The 19282-nt window shown below is 43.7% G+C and carries 19 protein-coding genes; 9 read left to right on the top strand and 10 right to left on the bottom strand.

Annotated elements, in window-relative coordinates; all coding sequences use genetic code 11:
- Positions 1-22 precede the first annotated feature (22 nt).
- Positions 23-1144 (bottom strand): chitoporin, encoded by a 1122-nt coding sequence (gene chiP, locus ACHUFZ_RS14105; protein ID WP_394127652.1) that lies wholly within the window; start codon positions 1142-1144, stop codon positions 23-25.
- Between the two features lie 494 nt (positions 1145-1638).
- Between chiP and ACHUFZ_RS14100 the strand changes: the two genes are divergently transcribed.
- The 4 genes from ACHUFZ_RS14100 (at position 1639) to ACHUFZ_RS14085 (ending at position 7286) form a co-directional block, all read left to right on the top strand.
- On the top strand, positions 1639-4317 hold the full coding sequence (locus ACHUFZ_RS14100) for a heavy metal translocating P-type ATPase (protein ID WP_394127651.1): 2679 nt from the start codon (positions 1639-1641) through the stop codon (positions 4315-4317).
- A gap of 8 nt (positions 4318-4325) precedes the next feature.
- On the top strand, positions 4326-4769 hold the full coding sequence (locus tag ACHUFZ_RS14095; RefSeq protein WP_394127650.1) for a DUF411 domain-containing protein: 444 nt from the start codon (positions 4326-4328) through the stop codon (positions 4767-4769).
- A 274-nt stretch (positions 4770-5043) separates the two neighbouring features.
- Positions 5044-5661, top strand: a complete 618-nt coding sequence (locus ACHUFZ_RS14090; protein ID WP_394127649.1) for an outer membrane beta-barrel protein — start codon at positions 5044-5046, stop codon at positions 5659-5661.
- A gap of 128 nt (positions 5662-5789) precedes the next feature.
- The gene (locus ACHUFZ_RS14085; protein WP_394127648.1) at positions 5790-7286 is read left to right on the top strand and encodes a winged helix-turn-helix domain-containing protein; all 1497 of its coding nucleotides are present in this window, start codon (positions 5790-5792) and stop codon (positions 7284-7286) included.
- A gap of 50 nt (positions 7287-7336) precedes the next feature.
- Here the strand turns inward: ACHUFZ_RS14085 and ACHUFZ_RS14080 are convergent, their stop codons facing one another.
- The 4 genes from ACHUFZ_RS14080 to htpG all read right to left on the bottom strand — a co-directional run bounded on the left by ACHUFZ_RS14080 (position 7337) and on the right by htpG (position 12442).
- Entirely contained in the window at positions 7337-8029 is a 693-nt protein-coding gene (locus tag ACHUFZ_RS14080; RefSeq protein WP_394127647.1) for an oligogalacturonate-specific porin KdgM family protein, read from the bottom strand.
- 454 nt (positions 8030-8483) lie between these two features.
- On the bottom strand, positions 8484-9443 hold the full coding sequence (gene hemH, locus ACHUFZ_RS14075) for a ferrochelatase (RefSeq protein ID WP_394127646.1): 960 nt from the start codon (positions 9441-9443) through the stop codon (positions 8484-8486).
- Between the two features lie 132 nt (positions 9444-9575).
- A complete protein-coding gene (gene adk / locus ACHUFZ_RS14070) occupies positions 9576-10220 on the bottom strand; it encodes an adenylate kinase (protein WP_053441791.1) in 645 nt (214 codons plus the stop codon).
- Between the two features lie 317 nt (positions 10221-10537).
- Positions 10538-12442, bottom strand: coding sequence for a molecular chaperone HtpG (htpG, locus tag ACHUFZ_RS14065; RefSeq protein ID WP_394127645.1), 1905 nt, complete (start codon positions 12440-12442; stop codon positions 10538-10540).
- A gap of 267 nt (positions 12443-12709) precedes the next feature.
- On the opposite strand from htpG, the gene ACHUFZ_RS14060 reads away from it, so the two are divergent.
- The 4 genes from ACHUFZ_RS14060 to ACHUFZ_RS14045 are packed head-to-tail and all read left to right on the top strand — an operon-like array spanning position 12710 to position 15195.
- On the top strand, positions 12710-13576 hold the full coding sequence (locus tag ACHUFZ_RS14060) for a winged helix-turn-helix domain-containing protein (RefSeq protein ID WP_394127644.1): 867 nt from the start codon (positions 12710-12712) through the stop codon (positions 13574-13576).
- A gap of 11 nt (positions 13577-13587) precedes the next feature.
- Positions 13588-14106 (top strand): regulatory protein ToxS, encoded by a 519-nt coding sequence (locus ACHUFZ_RS14055; RefSeq protein WP_394127643.1) that lies wholly within the window; start codon positions 13588-13590, stop codon positions 14104-14106.
- 44 nt (positions 14107-14150) lie between these two features.
- Complete coding sequence (locus ACHUFZ_RS14050) at positions 14151-14906, top strand: sulfite exporter TauE/SafE family protein (protein ID WP_394127642.1); 756 nt, start codon at positions 14151-14153, stop codon at positions 14904-14906.
- 10 nt (positions 14907-14916) lie between these two features.
- Complete coding sequence (locus ACHUFZ_RS14045) at positions 14917-15195, top strand: Rdx family protein (RefSeq protein ID WP_394127641.1); 279 nt, start codon at positions 14917-14919, stop codon at positions 15193-15195.
- Positions 15196-15250: 55 nt separating this feature from the next.
- Here ACHUFZ_RS14045 and yfcE read toward each other — a convergent pair whose 3' ends face one another.
- From yfcE to ACHUFZ_RS14020, 5 genes are read right to left on the bottom strand one after another with little or no spacing between them, the layout of a single operon-like run.
- Entirely contained in the window at positions 15251-15799 is a 549-nt protein-coding gene (yfcE, locus tag ACHUFZ_RS14040; protein ID WP_394127640.1) for a phosphodiesterase, read from the bottom strand.
- Positions 15800-15849: 50 nt separating this feature from the next.
- Positions 15850-16254, bottom strand: a complete 405-nt coding sequence (locus ACHUFZ_RS14035; RefSeq protein WP_394127639.1) for a CBS domain-containing protein — start codon at positions 16252-16254, stop codon at positions 15850-15852.
- On the bottom strand, positions 16251-16601 hold the full coding sequence (locus ACHUFZ_RS14030; RefSeq protein ID WP_134836235.1) for a P-II family nitrogen regulator: 351 nt from the start codon (positions 16599-16601) through the stop codon (positions 16251-16253). Before ACHUFZ_RS14030 ends, ACHUFZ_RS14035 begins: the two co-directional genes overlap by 4 nt.
- Positions 16591-17385: a DUF1538 domain-containing protein gene (locus tag ACHUFZ_RS14025; protein WP_394127638.1), complete on the bottom strand. Its 795-nt coding sequence runs from the start codon at positions 17383-17385 to the stop codon at positions 16591-16593. The genes ACHUFZ_RS14030 and ACHUFZ_RS14025 overlap by 11 nt, the downstream gene beginning before the upstream one ends.
- Positions 17382-18116: a DUF1538 family protein gene (locus ACHUFZ_RS14020; protein ID WP_394127637.1), complete on the bottom strand. Its 735-nt coding sequence runs from the start codon at positions 18114-18116 to the stop codon at positions 17382-17384. The genes ACHUFZ_RS14025 and ACHUFZ_RS14020 overlap by 4 nt, the downstream gene beginning before the upstream one ends.
- 238 nt (positions 18117-18354) lie before the next feature.
- On the opposite strand from ACHUFZ_RS14020, the gene ACHUFZ_RS14015 reads away from it, so the two are divergent.
- Positions 18355-19269: a TIGR01777 family oxidoreductase gene (locus ACHUFZ_RS14015; RefSeq protein WP_394127636.1), complete on the top strand. Its 915-nt coding sequence runs from the start codon at positions 18355-18357 to the stop codon at positions 19267-19269.
- Positions 19270-19282 lie beyond the last annotated feature (13 nt).

Raw genomic sequence — 19282 nt, 5'->3', positions numbered from 1 at the left:
CGCCCTTTTAGCTACTTCTAAATTAGAAGTAGTATTCAACACCTACAGAGAACTCATCGTAGTCAGCAGACTTCCAGCGTGCTTCTGTTGGTTTGTCTAGTTGAGACGCACCGTCACCAAAGTCTAGCGTACGAGCACGAGCGTAAAGTACTGCTGATGGATCTACGAAGTACATGATCTGTGCTGATAGTACGTCATCACCCGTATTGTCGATTGTTTGACCATCGCGTTCTAAGTCGAAGTTTGCTGCGTAACCTAACTTGTACTGCCAATCACCAGTCGTGTACATCAGGCCAGCAGAAACAGCATCTTGTTTCTCGCTAACACCGTTATTTGCGTCCGCTTCCATATATTTGTATTGAGCGAAGAATGAAATACCATTTTCGAACCAACCTTGGACACCAACTAGGTAACTGTTGTTTTCCCACGTTTGACCTTCAGCTTCAATATTACGGTTGCCTTCATACGCAGCATCCAATTGGATTGGACCTAACTTGTAATGAGCTGCAATACCACCCCAGTAATCATCACCAGCCCCCATACCAGCGCTATCACCAGCACCAGCAGCGATGTCTAATGAGAACTTGTCTGCGTACATTGGGGAATCCCAACGAACAGTATTTGACTGACGATCTTGGTATTTAGCACCGCCGATAGCTCCACCCCAGTCATATACATCACCTAAACCTGGGTTAGAAGCAGGCCAGTCAACCAATTCATACATAGGTGTCAATACACGACCGACACGTACCTGACCAAACGACTCACCTTCAAAACCGACAAACGTATCTCGCTCACCAAGACCAGCACCCTCACCACCAAAGCTTGGGTCTACATAGCCACCTTCAATTTGCCAAATAAACGTTGGTCCGAAGTTAGCAAAGTCTTTTTTACCACGGAAACCGATACGTGATTCGTTGTTAAACTGCATGCCTCCAAGATCATCATCAGTCGCATTACTACCTGAGTCATAATCGCGATACGCGGCCTGCATCGCAATAATACCGTAGACTTCATATGCAAACGAATCTTTAGTTAAGTAGTTCTTCGCAGCGTCGCTATTTGCGCCATCAGCAAATGCAGCACCACTTAAAACTAAGCTTGATACAGCTGCTCCAAGCAGTGTCTTTTTGAAATGAGACATAAGATTAACCCCTATTATTAAGAATTTATTTTTTGTTAGCACTCCCCAGAAAACCGTCTAACTGAATGATTTAACGGGGAGAACCATTTATGGACGGGTTCATCTTGGCAAACTTTTTTTGCTTCAAAAAACTATCCAAAGAAAAATCTGACTCACTTCAAAACGGGCTTAGCCAAACCTCTTACATACTATTAAAAATCAACAACTTACAACAAAAACATAAAACATAAAAAACGTTAATTTTAGAAAAAACAAGCCAAACACTGCCAATTCCCCACTAAAATCGTTATCTACATCTCATTAATTTTTGAACATTTTACGGAACTTTATATTCACCAATAAAAAAGTTAGAGGTGACTCGCATAAAAAGACGTTAAAAGTCCTAAGCAAAAAACAAAGATTAACGATTTTGACTTTCGCATAATCAATGTTTGACCTTGCCCTTGAGTTAAGGTTTATGCTTAGTCATCATCGCTTTTAATGCAGGTAAGGTTATGGCTAAGTTTGATATTCCCCTATCAGGGCTCAATTGCATGGGGTGCGCGAGAAAAGTAGAGAATAAACTCACTTCTGAGCTTGATGCATCAGTCTATGAGCTTTCACCAACCTTTATCTCAATAGAGAGCGCACAAACATTTCTTGATATAGAGAAGTCAGTAGAGGAACTTGGCTACCAAGCTGGTAATCATTATCAGCTACACCTCAGTGGACTCAATTGCGGAAAATGTGTCGCCAAGCTCGAAAAAGCGTTGAATGAGGATGCGTATGTCGGTCAGTTCAGCGCCTCAAAAAGTGAACTTTCAGTCTCATCCCTACATTCGTTAGAAACCCTACAGGCTTTAGTTGCATCGATTGGCTATCAAGCCACAATAAATGAGCTTCCGGAAGAAGAAGCTGAAGAAGAACTCCAAACCTCATCGATAGAGAACAACAGTATTGATGCACTTCATACCCACCAGCTTCTGATCTCTGGCATGACTTGCGCAAGCTGTGTTGCGTCGGTTGAAAAAACAATAATCAGCGTCGCTGGTATAGATAAAGTACAAGTTAACCTCGCAGAACAAAGTGCGATTGTTTATAGCGCATTAGCAAGCAGCCAAATTGAGGCCCTGCTACTTCCTGCAATAGCTAAGGCAGGCTACCAGGCGCAACTTGTAACTGACTCTGAAACGCAACAACTAAAACAGCAGCAACAGCAAGCGTTGATACAAGCCCACCACAAACGCAGCGCTTGGTTTGGCTTAGCCGTCGGAGCCCCACTTATGCTTTGGGGAGTGCTGGGCGGAAATATGATGATTCGCAGCTCCCAAGACCAAGTTGCTTGGGGGATTGTCGGCCTGATTTGTCTTTGGCTACTTGCAACAGCGGGCCGCTCATTCTTTGTCAATGCGTGGCAAGCACTCACTCACAAACGAGCTACCATGGATACGCTGGTAGCATTAGGTGTTGGATCCGCATGGGTATTTTCAATGCTGGTTGTGCTAGTGCCTGATTTTTTCCCAGTAGCATCGCGCCATGTTTATTTTGAAGCAAGCGCCATGATCGTCGGTCTTATCTCCCTTGGCCACTATATCGAAGCCAAAGCCAAAGCTAAGACCACCTTGTCTCTGCAAGCGCTAATTGGCCTTCAGCCTCAAACTGCGAATTTAGTTACCGATCAAGGTGAGCAAGTTATTGATATCAAAACTATTCAAGTTGGTATGCAACTGAGGGTAAAACCCGGTGAGAAAATTCCTGTAGACGGACGTGTTCAATCGGGTGAATCTTATTTAGATGAGTCAATGCTGACAGGCGAACCTGTGCCGGTTAACAAACAGATCGGCGATACCGTCTCAGCAGGCACCATCAACCAAGATGGAGCTCTGGTTATTGAAGCTCAGGGCGTTGGCAACAATACAATGCTAGCACGCATTGTCACAATGGTTCGCCAGGCCCAAAGCAGCAAACCAAAAATTGCCAAACTTGCCGATCAAATTTCCGCAGTATTTGTTCCTATCGTCGTCGCTATTGCACTTATCTCGGCGTTGGTTTGGTATTTAGTTGGCCCTCAGCCAAGTGCGAGCTATATGTTGGTCGTCGCTACCACTGTTTTGATCATCGCGTGTCCATGTGCTCTGGGTCTAGCGACGCCTTTATCTGTGACGGTTGGGGTTGGAAAAGCGGCTGAAATGGGCATTCTGATCCGTGACGCCAATGTTTTACAATCAGCGAGTAAAATAGATACGGTTGTGTTTGATAAAACAGGCACATTGACCGAAGGTAAGCCGCAAGTCCAAGCTATCTATGCCTTGAGCGGAAATGAGCAGGAACTTCTTTCACTCAGCGCTTCCGTGGAGCAATACTCAGAGCACCCTTTGGCAAAAGCCATCGTTAATAAAGCACTAGAGAAAAACATCGCACTCGTAGATGTCTCCGATTTTAAAAATCATCGAGGACAAGGGGTCGAAGCATTATACGACAATAGCCCTATCTCACTAGTATCACTTAATGTTGCCGAGCAAAAACAATGGGATATCCAAGAGCTACACCCCACTCTCACGCAATATCTCAATAATGCCTGGACGCCGATTATCGTCCAAGTGGGCGGTGTAGTTAAAGGTGTGATAGCGATAGCTGACCCAATCAAAACGGATGCAAAAAAAGCCGTCACCGCTTTAAAAGCAATGAATATTGTCCCTGTGATGCTCACTGGTGACAACCAGGTGGTGGCTGAAGCGATTGCCATGCAGCTAGGAATTAACCAAGTAATTGCGCAAGTCTTACCCGACGAGAAAGCTAGCCATGTTGAAAGTTTTCAACGACAAGGTAAGTGCGTTGCAATGGTCGGTGATGGTGTCAACGATGCTCCAGCACTGGCGATAGCTAACGTCGGGGTAGCAATGGGCAGTGGCAGTGATGTCGCTATCGAGAGTGCACAAATGACACTACTCAATTCATCACCTCTTTCAATAATCAGAGCAATTGAACTTTCCAAAGCAACCGTGCGAAATATGAAGCAAAACTTATTTGGCGCGTTTATCTATAACTCTTTGGGAATTCCGATCGCTGCTGGTGTTTTATACCCAACATTTGGCTTTTTATTGAGCCCTGTGGTGGCAGGGGCTGCCATGGCCCTTTCTTCGATTACCGTGGTTAGTAACGCTAACCGATTAAGATTATTTAAAACTTCGTAGAGGTTCCTATGAAAAGCAAAACTTTCGCCCTTACGGCACTATTCCTTTTGTCAGGTAATGCCATCGCAGCTGACGTTCTTAACCATAAGTCTCCCTACTGTGGCTGCTGTACCGAATGGACAAAACACATGCAAGACGCTGGCTTCACCGTTGAAGAAAAACTGCATGAGAATATGAACCCGATTAAACAAAAGTTTGGCGTAACGACTGAACTAGCTTCATGTCATACCGCAGAGATCGATGGCTATGTCTTTGAGGGGCATATTCCTGCCGATGACATTAAAGCCTTCCTTGAAAACCCACCACGTAATGCGAAAGGTCTTGCGGTACCAGGAATGCCAATGGGTTCACCAGGTATGGAATATGGCGACAAACAAGATGAGTACTCAGTGTACGCCTTTAATGAAAAAGGTCAGGTGTTTGAATACCGCCACTATAAAGGTAACCAATAACAAAATCTGTTGATCAGATTTGGACTGCGCTTTCTTATTCAGTGACACTGAAGAAAGCGCAAATTTATCCCATAAAATCAAAAATATAGATCTAAATATAGATCAAGTTTAACTCCGTGTAGTTTTGTTTTTGGCACTTTGTTCTATCCTCAGATAACTTTCCCTCCTGCTGAGCAATGCCCTGCTCTCTAGCGTTCACCATTGCCTAACTGCATCGACGACACAACCAGAGATGCAGAGTTAAACACTACTATCGGATACATTTGAGTACTATATGCGTAAACATCTACTTATTGCTGCGGCAACTGCTGTCGTTTCCTTGCCATCATTTGCTAACTCGCCATACATTGCCGTTGAACTGGCAGGTGGTAAATATAACACCAGCACATCAGTGCCGAGTGATGATGCGATCATCCATGACATGGATGAAGTCGGTTCCCTTGCAGTTAAAGGTGGTTTTATCATCAATGACAACTTTCGCTCTTATGGATACTTTCAGTTTGATGCTGAGTCAGAATACACACAAAGCATGCTTTTAGAGTCAGAAACATTTACTTTGAATGGTCATCAGCTTGGTTTAGGCGCGGACTACACCTACAACCTAACCAGTAACCTCTATCTATTGGCTGGAGCAAGGATTGGCTACTATAAAAGTGAACTGGAATTAGAACATCGACTATTAAATTCAACCTCAAAAATAACTAGTAGCAATTCAGGGGTAACTTACGGTTTAAATACAGGAGTCGGATATATGTTCACCAACAAACTTGGCATGGAGGCAGGCTATCGCTATAGCTATTTTGTTGGCAATGAGCACAAGTTTGGAAACGCTGAGTTTGGTACCTTTAAAGAGTCAAACATTGCGTTCATAAATGGCATTTTTAAGTTTTAAGCGCCAAGCTTGGTGCTTATTAAGTACCAAGCTCTCTTTCCAACATTAGGAAAACATTGGGTAGGCTATTAGTTATGAAGCTATTCTTGTAACATACTGAGCATACGTTTAACATCACTATACTAACTATGGACCTACTTGACGAAGCAAAAAGAACTGGCAATGCTATTGCTTTCGCTAATCTAATTTATAATCCCGCAAGTAAAACGCTCAGCGATGGCAATAAAGATATCCCGTTAGAGCCCCGCAATATCGCATTGCTCGAAGTATTATTATCAAATATCAACCAGCCAACCTCTATTGAAGAGTTTATAACGCAGGTTTGGGAGAGTCAGTATGTTTCTAAAAATGTGGTAACAAATCGAATCAGTTTACTACGTAATATTTTACGCGAAAACATACCTGATATTGATTCAAATAAGCTTATCGTAACCTACCCCAAAAAAGGTTACTACATACCTCAAAGCCACGTCCAACTTGTCGAACCATTCAACAAAGCCTCTAGAGTATCTTGCGAAAATATCGCAAAAAACACGCCGAAGCCAACTTCTTCAAAAAAAACTTTATCGTTATCGCTGCTCGTTGTTGCTAGCCTTACCATCCTAGTTACCCTAGTAAATACTTTCTTTGATGTAAAAGTTAAATCCAAGGGGCAGGCTTTATATGTTCCTCAAGTTCGTCTCTTACTTGATCAAATATCTTCATCTAAGCAGACGACACGTCGAGACGCACTCAAGCTCAAAGTGTTGCTTCTTCACTCGTACAGCCACTCTCCTTACATCCACTTGGCCAATATGCGTTCGCCAAGTTACTACTTAATGAGTCTTAGCGAGCATGACTACTTCCCAGGTTCTGATGCGCTTAATGATTCAGACTACAAACTCACCTTTAACTTGATAAAAGATGACAGCGATACGGACAAACTTGAAGTCATTCTTAACCATTCAGCTTCAGCTCGTGTCGCGTGGCGAAATATATACACGCTAAACGGCCAGCAATTGGTAGAGACCATCAACAGACTCAACTCCGATTTAACCGAGTATTTCAAACTACCTAAACCGATTGTATCGATAGAGCAGAATCTAAAAACCGACTTAAGTACGCTATCAGAAATCCAGTTTGAACAATTAGTTAACCAAGATATGAGTGACGCAGAGATCAGCTTTTATACTAGGGAACTGTTGTTCAGCACTCAGTCCGAAGAAGTACTTACTCAATGGATTAATAAAGTTAAACAGACAACTCCCCCTTCTCCAGAACTACACATGTTGTTGGCCCTTCTCACCTATCGTGCTGGAGACATAGAGAAAAGCCTGCAGATGCTACAAAGAGAATATGTCGCTGAAATACCAAGTAACGCGTTAATATTGATGCTACAAGCGAACATTAGTCATAAAACACACAACATCGAGCAGTACTTAAGTAATTATCTTAAAGCTACAGCAGCACTAACCATTACTCTACCTGCCACTCAGGTGCTCGAACACTACACCAGCGAAAACAAACAATTTGCCTGCCTAGGTCTATGGAAAGATGCGCTCGCTAATATTGGTTCTATCCATATGCCGAATAGCATCCTTTGGCAAGGAGTCGAGCGTTTTTGTGCCCCAACCAATCAAGACTAAAAGAAAGCCCAGCAGATGCTGGGCTTTTTTAGGACAGTAATAAGTTGGACTTAGAAGCCGTAAGATGCACCGAATACGAATGCATTGTTAACTAGGCTATCGCCTGTTACCGTTTCAGCGCCATGAGCCTGAGAGCGGAACTCGAAGTATGGTTGAACACCTTGGCGCGTCCACGTTGCACGAAGCTCGTGGTCCATTGTTTCAGCTTCAATCATGTATACGTTGTTGTAGCTGAACGTTACGTTTTCATCCATTACGTAACCAATGCGGTTATCCATGCGGTAATCTGTTTTCGCATCAGCGTCAGTTGCATCAATGTGTGCACGAGTACGGTTGCTTAGAGAGATGCCGTTGTCAAAGTTGTAGCCAATTTTAACTAATGGGCGGTATTGAATGTTTTCACCCGCTGAGAATAGGTGCTGGTAACCAGCCGCAACCCATAGGTTATCAGTGATGTTAAATGATTGCTCACCACCTACGGTGATCGCTGGAGTAGTATTACCTGCACCGCCATTTTCAGTTTCAAGTTTACCAAGCTGAATACCATCAAACTCAGTGTAAACTGTTAGACCACCAAACTGGTTATCAAAAGTATGGCCAGCTTCTAGTGTTGAAGTCGCGCTAGAGCCGTGGATACGACCATCATCATGGAATTGAACGTTACCTGTTACGTATGAAGAACCCGCGAATGCCGTTGAAGCGAAAGCAAGAGAAAGTGCGCTTAGCGTAAATAGTGTTTTCATTAGAATCTGCCTTAATATATCAAAAGTCGCCGCGGTTCTTATTCCGGTAATTCTTTACCATTGACCGCAAAGAAGGTTTGCCTCCCTGGCTTGCTTTTCATACTGCAAGAATTATTTTCCAATGAAAAATAAATACCCACTTAGTGAGACATGGCTCACCGTCAAAAACGGAAAAGAAATTTAACTCTTTATTTTCAATGACTTAAATAAAGGTAAAAATATCAAAAATGACGAGAAGTGATCGTTATCACACTACCATCCTTATACCGTATAACTATATGGGTCTGGGTCACACCGGATTTAGATTCCACTTAATTTTCAATAATAATAATGAGATCTCGATCACTTCAATATAAGCATGATCAATACGAATCCTTTAACACTTTTGACTCAGCAAACCATGGGCATAAAAAAAGCTGCCTCACGGCAGCCTTCTCAAACGAAAACTTATCACTTAGTGACAGCGAGTTACCTCTGCCATCATCTTTAAATGAAGCTCATCGTCATTTAAGCACGGGATATATGTGAAAGTGTCTCCCCCATGCTCAATAAAGATCTCACGGCACTCTTCTGAAAGTTCTTCCAATGTCTCTAAACAATCAACGGAAAAGGCAGGTGCCATGATATCAAGCTTTTTTATCCCCTTGGTAGGTAGTGCTTCTAAGGTTTTATCTGTGTATGGCTGTAACCACTCCTCTCGTCCAAAACGAGATTGGTAAGTCATTCCGATTTGCTCTGAAGTTAACCCTAACTCTTGTGCCAATAGTTCTGTCGTGCGCTGACAGTGCTGAGGGTAAATATCACCGTTATCAGCATAGCGCTTTGGAATACCATGGTAAGAACAGAGTAAGTAGTCACCCTTTCCCTTCTCTTGCCATGAGCATTTGACACTTTCTGCTAGTGCTTTGATATAGGTGGGATGGTCATGGTAGTCACGGATAAACTGAAAACTTGGCGTAACTGGGATCTTCTTAAATGCTTTAGTCAAACCGTCAGAGACTGCTGCCGTTGTGGTACCGGAATACTGCGGGTATAAAGGCAGCACGATTACCTCCTCAACCCCTTGAGCTAGCAGTGATTCAACCCCTGTTTGCAGACTTGGATTACCGTAAGTCATGCCCAACTCAACTGGCATATCCACCAGCTGCTTTAACTTTTCAGCCTGACGTTTTGAGTACACCATAAGAGGAGAGCCCTCTTCCGTCCAAACCGACTGATAAAGTTTGGCAACCTTTGGCGCACGAATCGGCAAAATGACACCATGTAAGATTGGGCACCATAGCCAGCGGGTCATATCAACAACACGCTTATCATGCAAAAATTGACTAAGGAATTGTTTTACTGCTGGAGCAGTTGCTTCATCAGGTGTCCCTAAATTAACCAGTAACACACCTTGTTTTTTATTGTTTTGCATAGGTTCCTATCAATACTCAAATCGTTCTTTACGTGAAAAGGTCCAACATGGATCAAAGCGCGAACATAAAAAAAGCGACCTAATAAAGGTCGCTTTCACTATAACAAATTTTCAAAAATCGCTGTTAGCGATTTATGCTAGTGCTTTCTCGATATCTGCACTAACTTCAGCAACTTGCTTAGTACCATCAAACTTAAGGTACTTAGTGTTACCTGCTTCAGCTTCTTTACCGTAGTAAGAGATTAGTGGAGCCGTTTGATCATGGTATACACCTAGACGCGCACGTACTGTCTCTTCTTTATCGTCATCACGAACAACGAGTTCTTCACCCGTTACGTCGTCTTTACCTTCCACTTTAGGTGGGTTGTAAACAACGTGGTAAGTACGACCTGATGGTAGGTGAGCACGACGACCAGCCATACGCTCAACGATCACATCATCAGCAACGTCGAATTCAATAACGTAATCTACGTCAACACCCATTTCTTTAAGGCCGTCAGCCTGTGGGATAGTGCGTGGGAAACCGTCTAGTAGGAAACCTTTTTCGCAGTCATCTTGAGCAATACGCTCTTTGATTAGACCAAGGATGATTTCATCAGAAACTAGCTGACCAGCGTCAATTACAGCTTTAGCTTGCTTACCAAGCTCTGTACCTGCTTTGATAGCAGCACGTAGCATGTCACCAGTAGAGATCTGCGGAACACCGTATTTTTCCATGATGAAATTAGCTTGTGTGCCTTTACCTGCACCTGGAGCACCTAGAAGAATGATGCGCATGTTGAATCCTCTTAAGATAATAATGATTTATACCGAAGCTCACTATACTTAGCCAAGTCACGACTTCGCCGCTTGTCACGGTAAGTTTCGGTATAACCGTTCTTGTATTTAGCAATAAAACAGGCGTGCACATTACACGCCTGTTCACTTGGTTTCAAGATTGCATTCTACCATACAATTTAAAACCAAAGCGCGGTTTACGACTAAAGAATGCTTAAACACTCACACTCCCGACTCTTTCACGCAATTTTATTCACGATAAGCGCAAATAAATCAAAAAGCCCGCAAGATGCGAGCTTTTTGTATCAAATGAGCTATTAGCCCTTAGTCAAAAGCGTATTGATTGCGCCTAAGAACTGAGATGGATCTTCGATTGAACCACGCTCAGCCAGCATAGCTTGGCCCAGTAAAACCTCGACCCAGCGACCAAACGCTTGTTCATCTGCTTCATCTGCCATTTGCTTAACTAAAGCGTGCTCTGGATTGATTTCAAAGATGTACTTGACCTCAGGAGCCGCTTGACCTGCTGCCTCTAGAAGCTTCGCCATCTGAGTTCCCATCTCAAAGTCATCAGTAACAACAACCGCTGGTGTACTTGCCAGTTTGAATGTCGTACGAACTTCTTTAACGCGGTCACCCAAATATTCTTTGGTACGTTCAACCACAGACTTAAACTCTTCTTCAGTCTCTTTCTGCTTCTCTTTTTCCGCTTCGTCTTCAAACTTGCTGAGATCAAGACCAGCTTTCGTAATGGACTGGAACAGCTTACCATCAAACTCAGTTAGGTAGTTCATCACGTACTCATCAATACGATCGTACATTAGAACAACCTCGATACCTTTGGCTTTAAATTGCTCTAGGTGAGGGCTGTTTTTTGCCGCTGCATAGCTGTCCGCTGTTAGGTAGTAGATCTTATCTTGGCCTTCTTTCATGCGCTCAACATAAGAGGCTAGGTCAACAGTCTGATCCGCAGAATCCACTTCAGTAGAAGCAAAGCGTAGAAGACCTGCAATCTTCTCTTTATTGCTCATGTCTTCAGCAGGGCCTTCTTTCATTACTAGGCCAAACTGCTTCCAGAAGGTTTGATATTTCTCTTCATCATTCTTAGCCATGCGCTCAAGCATAGTCAGAACACGCTTAGTGCACGCACCACGCAGCGACTGAGTCACCTTATTGTCTTGCAGGATCTCACGAGAAACATTCAATGGAAGATCATTTGAATCTATCAAGCCGCGAACAAAGCGTAGGTACGATGGCATAAACTGCTCAGCGTCATCCATGATGAATACACGCTGTACATAAAGCTTTAGACCTGATTTGTGGTCTCGGTTCATCATATCCCAAGGCGCTTGAGATGGGATGTAAAGCAAGCTTGTGTAGTCGTTCTTGCCTTCTACACGGTTATGGCTCCATACAAGTGGATCAGCAAAGTCGTGTGAAACATGTTTATAAAACTCTTGGTACTCTTCTTCAGCGATATCTGATTTATTACGAGTCCATAGTGCTTGAGCTTTATTGATTTGCTCCCACTTTTTAGTACCTGTCTCTTTGCCTTCTTCATCGCGTTCAGCAGTCTGAATTGAAACAGGGATGCCAATGTGATCAGAATACTTGCTGATCACTTCACGCAGACGCCATTCATTTAGGAACTCTTTACCTTCTTCACGCATATGAAGAATGATATCCGTACCGCGTGATTCTTTTGTCACATCTTCAATCGTGTACTCGCCTTCACCAGCAGAGTGCCATTGCACGCCCTGTTCTGAGGCAAGACCTGCTGCACGAGTGCGAACCGTCACTGCATCAGCAACAATAAAGGCAGAATAAAAGCCAACACCAAATTGACCAATCAGTTGAGAGTCTTTAGATTGGTCTTCAGATAATTTAGAGAAGAAATCAGCAGTACCCGATTTAGCAATAGTACCTAGGTGCTCAATAACGTCTTCACGGCTCATACCGATGCCATTGTCTGAAATCGTTAGAGTGTTCGATGTCTCATCAAAAGAGAGCTTTACACCTAACTCGGCGTCGCCTTGATAAAGATCCGAATTAGACAATGCTTGAAAACGCAGTTTGTCAGAAGCATCAGACGCATTCGAAATTAGCTCGCGAAGAAAGATCTCTTTGTTGGAGTAAAGAGAATGAATCATTAAATGAAGTAGTTGTTTTACTTCTGACTGAAAGCCACGAGTTTCTTTGTTATGTGTTGCAGTTTCGCTCATGATAACTCCATAAGTTCTATACTTATCAAGCCAATACATTCATAGTAAGAATTTGTAATTGGCCGAAATCTGTCAGTTAACATGAGGGTGACAAATGTAAATTCAAGGTCAATAAGCATAAAAACAGTGTTTTTTTGGTTTTATTTTGACTATCCTTGCACCTCTAAAAAATCAAAATTTCTAAACTAGTCACTTTTTGCACAAGTGATAGTTAGTACTGGGCAAGTACGACCTTCTGAAACCCTTACAAAAAATGGCCAATGATTGATGAGTAATATAGGTACTAAGTTTAATCTTGCAAACAGATTCACTTTTGACCCGAATACAAACTCTCTTATCGATAAGGAAACCGATAATGAGCTTATTCGCTTAGGAAGCAACGAGAGCCGTATTCTTCTGCTACTGTGTGAAAAACCGAGTGAAATTGTCTCCCGAAACGATCTGCATGATTTCGTTTGGCGCAAGCAAGGCTTTGAGGTTGATGACTCAAGCCTAACACAAGCAATTTCGACGCTACGAAAGCTCCTTAAAGATTCCACTAAATCTCCAATGTTTGTGAAAACCGTGCCAAAGCGTGGTTATCAGCTAATTTGTACTGTAGAACGTACTACTCCGTTAATGAGTGGCGAGTCTGATATTGAAGAAAACGTCGCGACAGATGACGTTGAAATTGTCGATATCATTGATACTGATACAGTCGCAGAGGCACCAGTTAGCCCTCAGGTTGAAGAATCGCAGCCAGCAAAATCAGTGGAACAGCCAGCCCCGCGTCAAGCTTGGAGCCTGACATCTAAGTTGTTCTTGGCATTGGCTTTATTCCTACCATTATGTGTTGTGTTATTTACTAATCCTGCAGAATCTGAATTCCGTGAATTGGGTGTATTTGGCAATACTCCAGTGAAAACGCCAATCAACCACCCAGACTTAACTCAGTGGTACCCTTCAATTAAGCAGTGTGTGAAAAAATACAATGAGACACACTTGGATGACGTTGCGCCAATTGAAGTGATTGCAACCGGAGGTCAGAATAATCAACTGGTGCTGAACTACATTCACTCGTTAGATCATTCCGGTCAAAACATCACACTACGCATCTTCGCTGAACAAGAAGATCTAAGTAAAGTTTGCCAATAGGAAGCATCACAATGAATCAGAAAATTGCAGCAGGCCTACTTGTTTTTTCAGCACTGTTTAGTGGATGGCTATATTGGGGTAGCGACTTAAAAGTTGAGCAAGTCATTACTTCTCATGAGTGGCAATCAAAGATGGTTACCGTCATTACAGCACCACTTCAGGAAGAGTCGGTTGGTCCACTACGTAAAGTAGATGTCTCTTCTAACGTGAAGTATTTGCCGAACAATACGTATATCCGTGTCGCCACAGTTCGTTTATACGCCAATGATGATCAGTCTGCTGAGAGTGTTATTAACATCTCTGAAACCGGTGATTGGGACATTAGCGACAACTACCTGTTGGTCTCTCCAACTGAGTTCAAAGATGTCTCCTCTGCACAAAGCAAAGACTTTACTGAAGCGCAGCTTAAGCTCATCACTCAGATCTTTAAGATGGATGCGCAGCAAAGCCGCCGCATCGATATCGTCAATGAAAAGACCTTATTACTGACCAGTCTGAGTCACGGCTCTAGCGTACTTTTCAGTAACTAAATTCAATTAAAGGGGCATGAAGCCCCTTTCTTTTTCTTAGTATCATGGATTGGATTAATACCTTCGCCCTATTTCTTGGTTCATTGCTAGCTAATACACTCGCTTCACTCTCTGGTGGTGGTGCGGGATTGCTGCAGTTTCCGCTACTGATTTTCTTTGGTTTACCTTTTTCGGTCGCTTTGGCGACGCATAAAATCGCCAGTGTTGCTCTTGGGCTTGGCGCGGCATACGCGCATATCAAAAATAAAAGCTTCTCAGTTGGCGTTGCCGTCTACTTAATTTGCGTGGGTAGCATTGGCGTCGTGATCGGTGCCAACATTGTCCTTCTCATTCCAGAAGACCTTGCTCAAAAAATGCTTGGGATAATGATTTTGGCGCTGGGTATCTACTCTCGCCTCAAAAAGCAACTTGGCCAAGAAGAAGTTCAATCTCACCGTGATCCACTGGGTTGGTTTATAGGTGGGATAGGACTGATGCTGATCGGGGTGATCAATGGATCGTTAACCGCCGGTTCTGGTTTGCTGGTTACTTTGTTTCTTGTCCGCTGGTTTGGATACAGCTATAAACAAGCGGTTGCCCTGACCATGCTATGCGTTGGTCTATTCTGGAATGGGATTGGCGGCATCGCTGTTGCCCAAGCTGGTGCCCCTATTTACTGGCCTTGGTTACCTGTGTTGCTACTGGGTTCATTTTTAGGCGGTAGCCTTGGCGCCTACCTTACGACACGTTATAGTAACAAGGTAATAAAAACCTGTTTTGAAGTTCTCACATTCGCGGTTGGCGTTAAATTATTAGTCTGAAGAGGATGAAATGGAAAAAGCCAAAATTGATATTTATTACTGTCGCCAGTGTAACTGGATGCTACGCTCAACTTGGTTAACACAAGAGCTATTGCACACGTTTAGCGAAGAAATCGAAACTGTCTCACTACATCCTGACACTGGGGGGAGATTCGAAATCCACTGCAATGGGAAGATGATTTGGGAGCGAAAACAGGATGGCGGCTTTCCTGAAGCAAAAGTTCTAAAGCAACGCGTAAGAGATGAAATTGATCCGGAAAGAGATCTCGGCCATTCGGATAGTAAGTAACCTATCTCATCGCCCTCAAAATTATGGCAGCCAAGCAAGGCTGCCTGCCATTCAACTAGCTGAGTGACGTTTGTGCTAGCACTTCACCGTCAAAAGTAACCACGCTAAGTTGGTTGTCTTCTAGCAAACCATAACTCGCGGCGTACCCATCGCGCGGGAAAGTAATCGAACCTGGGTTAAAAATAAACTGACCATTATCCAACTCTGCAACTGGGATATGCGTGTGCCCATGAACAATGACATCACCTTGTTTCAATGGTGGTCGCTTATTGGAATTATAGAGATGGCCATGAGTTAAGAACAAACGCTGCCCAGAAGGTAGCATCACCCAAGCATAATCCATCATCATAGGAAACGAGAGCAGCATCTGGTCAACTTCGCTGTCGCAGTTACCACGTACAGCAATGATCTGGTCAGCATATTGGTTGAGAAGCTCACTAACCGCTGGTGGGTTGTATCCTTCCGGCACAGGGTTACGTGGGCCGTGGTTAAGCACATCACCTAAAATAACCAACGTCTCAGCGCCAGATTTTTTATATTCAGCCAGTACTTTTTCAGTTGCAGGCAAACAGCCATGTAGATCAGAGGCAAAAAAGAGTTTCACGACATCATCTCCTCAAAATTAATCAGGAAATTCTACGCACACTTTGTCGATTAGTCATCCCTAGCCATGCCGTTAATGACGATATTATTGTAACTGACCATACCGATGACTTTTCCTTGTTCAATCACAGGCGCTCGACTAATACCAAATCGTTCAAACAATCGTGCGCAATACTTGACGTTCATCTCAGGCTCAACGCTTAGCGCAGGTTTGGTCATAATTTCGTAAATGTTAGTCCGTTCCGGAGAGCGGTTTTGAGCGAGTACCTTTTTCGCGATATCATTCATTAGAACTAAACCATATTCGTCATCATCACAGCGCTTATTGACCACCAGCGCTTTAACCCCGTGCTCTCGCGCTAAGTGAATTCCCTCTTTAACCGTTGTTAAGCCATCAATAATCACATAAGTATTGGCCATAACATCCCGAACACGGACTTTCGTTTGCTGATTCATAATTCATCCTCAACCACTTTGGTTAACTTCTCGACTTGGTGTGCTACGCCAACGGCATCTTCAATATCAATTTGTATTGCGATTCCTTGCCCCGACTCTTGATCAAACTCGCCTACATCACTGATAGTTTCTAGAATATGACGAGATAAATGCTCTTCCACTACGAACAAAAGCACATCCTTTTGTACCTCTAACGTCAGGCCAAAGAAGGTTTTCTTCTGATTGAGCCCTTCGCCTCGAGCATTGTTAATCACTGTTGCCCCGGTAGCACCTGCATCTCTTGCTGCAGTCAGTACCGCGTCTGTTTTGCTGTCTTCAACGAAGGCCAATAGCAATTTAAAGCGCATTTTCTTCATCCTCACGTTTTGTTTCTTTATTGAGCCACTGCGTTATTTGCGCGTACCCCATAACGGAAATCATTGGAAATAAACTCGCAAACGCAATCAAGCCAAAACCATCAATCATTGGATTACGACCCGGAACCGTAGAGGCAAGCCCTAAACCTAATGCCGCGACTAAAGGCACAGTAACAGTCGAAGTCGTGACCCCACCAGAGTCGTAGGCCAATGGAATAATGAGCTTGGGAGCATAAAAGGTTTGAATAACTACAATTACGTAACCGAAAATGATGTAGTAATGAATAGGATCGCCAACCACAATCCGATAGCTCCCGAGCGAGATACCAAAAGCAACCCCAAGCGCGACGGCTATTCGTAGTCCATTGACACTGATACTGCCACCGGATACCTGATTGGCTTTTAGAGCTACGGCAATTAACGATGGCTCAGCAATGGTGGTACTAAAACCAATAAAAAAGGCGAAAAGGTAAACCCAGTAGTAATCAAACCACTCAAAGTCGGCCCCTAGCGAAAGCTGAAATTGCTTAATGAAGTTTGGCGCTGTGAGTTGAGATGCCATCATCTCACCGAGTGGAAACAAAGCGAGATCAAGACCAATAAGAAACAGGGATAAGCCGAGGATCACGTAAAAAAAGCCCAACATCACCTTGGCAGGGTTGGCAATCGGTTTTCTTAATACAGCAAACTGGAAACCAAAAATGATGCTCGCGATCGGCACAACATCGCTAACCGTATCAATGAATATCTCAGCAAAATGACTCCACGCGATCATGCCACCACCATCCCGTACACCATGACAAACATCATCGGCAATAAAGAAGCGAAAGCGATCAAACCAAACCCATCAATCATTGGATTGCGTCCTTTAATCGCAGAAGCCAGCCCGACCCCAAGCGCTGTCACTAGAGGGACGGTAATCGTCGATGTGGTGACGCCACCTGAATCATACGCAACACCAATGATGCTAGGCGGAGCGAACATAGTAAGTATAACGACACCGATATAACCGCCGATGATCATGTACTGTATCGGCCAGCCTTTAAGGATTCTCAGCACGCCTAACAAAATCGCAATGCCAACTGACAGTGCTACAGTGTAGCGAAGACCATTGGCATACTCTTCCATCGCAAGCACATCGTTCGCGATCATCCCACCTTCCGCTGCCACTTCAGCCGCCTCGCCAGCGACGGCAGTTAAAGCTGGTTCAGCCACCGTAGTGCCGAAACCCAAACAGAATGCGAAGATCAGTAACCAAAAAACACTGCCTTTACGTGCAAACGCTTGGGCCATACTTTCCCCGATAGGAAATAGCCCCATCTCTAAGCCAAAAATAAAAAAGGTTAAACCGAATACGACAAGCAAGAGTCCTAATAGAATCGAGACTAAATTGGGCAGGGGCTCTTGCAAAACAATGAGCTGAAAGAACGCAATCACAAGAATAATTGGCATCAAATCACGTAAGCTACCAAAAAGCGCTTTTAGCAGCGCGGTCATTGCTTCCATTAGTTGTCCTTACTTAGTCTTAGCGCTCCGTATAATCTAAGCATGGCAAACAATTCGCCTTTCGAATGTGATAGCAGCGACATAGCGCATGACAAATGTAACCAAATGTGAATTATGTGATATTGCTACATGTGATCACGTTTGGCGCTAAGTCGCTATAATTAGTAACAATAGTTGGCTATGGTTAAAGACTAACGGTGGCATAAAAACCGATTCTAACGGAGTGAAAGAGATTCAAATGAAGGTATTGCTGACAGGTGGAACAGGGTTTATCGGGCGAGAGCTATTAAAACATTTAACCACTCATGAAGTGGTGTTACTCACTCGAAACCCTCAAGCGGCCAAACGCGCCCTCAGTCACACAGACATGGGAAATGTCACCTATATTTCTGATCTTGACCAATTTAACCATCTGAATGATTTTGATGCCGTCATTAACTTAGCTGGCGAACCGATTGCTGATAAACGTTGGACAAAGAAACAAAAGCTCACTATCTGTAATAGTCGCTGGAAACTGACTGAGAATTTAGTGGCGCTTATTCACGCAAGCACCACGCCTCCTGAAGTATTTATTAGTGGCTCAGCGGTGGGCTACTATGGTGACCAACAAGAACATCCTTTTGATGAAACACTGCATGTGAGTGACCTAGGCTTTCCTCATGAGGTATGCGCGAAGTGGGAGCAGATTGCCAATCGTGCACGCTCTGAAATGACCCGTGTCTGCTTACTAAGAACAGGGGTTGTCTTAGCACCGCAGGGAGGGGCACTAAATAAGATGCTGCCTCCATACCGTCTCGGACTTGGTGGTCCTCTTGGGCAAGGTGACCAATATATGCCGTGGATCCACATGCTAGATATGGTGCGCGGTATCATCTATCTCCTCGACACACCTCATGCACATGGTGAGTTTAATCTCTGTGCTCCCCACCCCGTCACCAATAAGCAGTTTAGCCAAACCTTAGCCAAGACACTCAAGCGACCTCATATTCTCAAAACGCCAAAATGGATCATGTCTCTTGCGATGGGTGAAAGCTCAGTCTTACTGTTTGATAGCATTCGAGCTAAACCGAAGAAACTGACAGAACTTGGTTTCCACTTTAGTTACTCACGCATTGAACCCGCGTTAAAAAACCTATTACAACACCATGAATAATCCAGTAACCTAG

This window comes from Vibrio hepatarius (genome assembly GCF_043642085.1).
In the GTDB taxonomy this organism is placed as follows: Bacteria; Pseudomonadota; Gammaproteobacteria; order Enterobacterales; family Vibrionaceae; genus Vibrio; species Vibrio hepatarius_C.
Note: the sequence above shows the minus strand (reverse complement) of the source record. Positions and strands in the feature narration are given on the sequence as shown.

Coding starts and splice junctions, on each gene's coding strand:
- chiP (WP_394127652.1), bottom strand. CDS start 1,144: ATGTCTCATTTCAAAAAGACACTGCTTGGAGCAGCTGTATCAAGCTTA.
- ACHUFZ_RS14100 (WP_394127651.1), top strand. CDS start 1,639: ATGGCTAAGTTTGATATTCCCCTATCAGGGCTCAATTGCATGGGGTGC.
- ACHUFZ_RS14095 (WP_394127650.1), top strand. CDS start 4,326: ATGAAAAGCAAAACTTTCGCCCTTACGGCACTATTCCTTTTGTCAGGT.
- ACHUFZ_RS14090 (WP_394127649.1), top strand. CDS start 5,044: ATGCGTAAACATCTACTTATTGCTGCGGCAACTGCTGTCGTTTCCTTG.
- ACHUFZ_RS14085 (WP_394127648.1), top strand. CDS start 5,790: ATGGACCTACTTGACGAAGCAAAAAGAACTGGCAATGCTATTGCTTTC.
- ACHUFZ_RS14080 (WP_394127647.1), bottom strand. CDS start 8,029: ATGAAAACACTATTTACGCTAAGCGCACTTTCTCTTGCTTTCGCTTCA.
- hemH (WP_394127646.1), bottom strand. CDS start 9,443: ATGCAAAACAATAAAAAACAAGGTGTGTTACTGGTTAATTTAGGGACA.
- adk (WP_053441791.1), bottom strand. CDS start 10,220: ATGCGCATCATTCTTCTAGGTGCTCCAGGTGCAGGTAAAGGCACACAA.
- htpG (WP_394127645.1), bottom strand. CDS start 12,442: ATGAGCGAAACTGCAACACATAACAAAGAAACTCGTGGCTTTCAGTCA.
- ACHUFZ_RS14060 (WP_394127644.1), top strand. CDS start 12,710: ATGAGTAATATAGGTACTAAGTTTAATCTTGCAAACAGATTCACTTTT.
- ACHUFZ_RS14055 (WP_394127643.1), top strand. CDS start 13,588: ATGAATCAGAAAATTGCAGCAGGCCTACTTGTTTTTTCAGCACTGTTT.
- ACHUFZ_RS14050 (WP_394127642.1), top strand. CDS start 14,151: ATGGATTGGATTAATACCTTCGCCCTATTTCTTGGTTCATTGCTAGCT.
- ACHUFZ_RS14045 (WP_394127641.1), top strand. CDS start 14,917: ATGGAAAAAGCCAAAATTGATATTTATTACTGTCGCCAGTGTAACTGG.
- ACHUFZ_RS14035 (WP_394127639.1), bottom strand. CDS start 16,254: ATGAATCAGCAAACGAAAGTCCGTGTTCGGGATGTTATGGCCAATACT.
- ACHUFZ_RS14030 (WP_134836235.1), bottom strand. CDS start 16,601: ATGCGCTTTAAATTGCTATTGGCCTTCGTTGAAGACAGCAAAACAGAC.
- ACHUFZ_RS14025 (WP_394127638.1), bottom strand. CDS start 17,385: ATGATCGCGTGGAGTCATTTTGCTGAGATATTCATTGATACGGTTAGC.
- ACHUFZ_RS14020 (WP_394127637.1), bottom strand. CDS start 18,116: ATGGAAGCAATGACCGCGCTGCTAAAAGCGCTTTTTGGTAGCTTACGT.
- ACHUFZ_RS14015 (WP_394127636.1), top strand. CDS start 18,355: ATGAAGGTATTGCTGACAGGTGGAACAGGGTTTATCGGGCGAGAGCTA.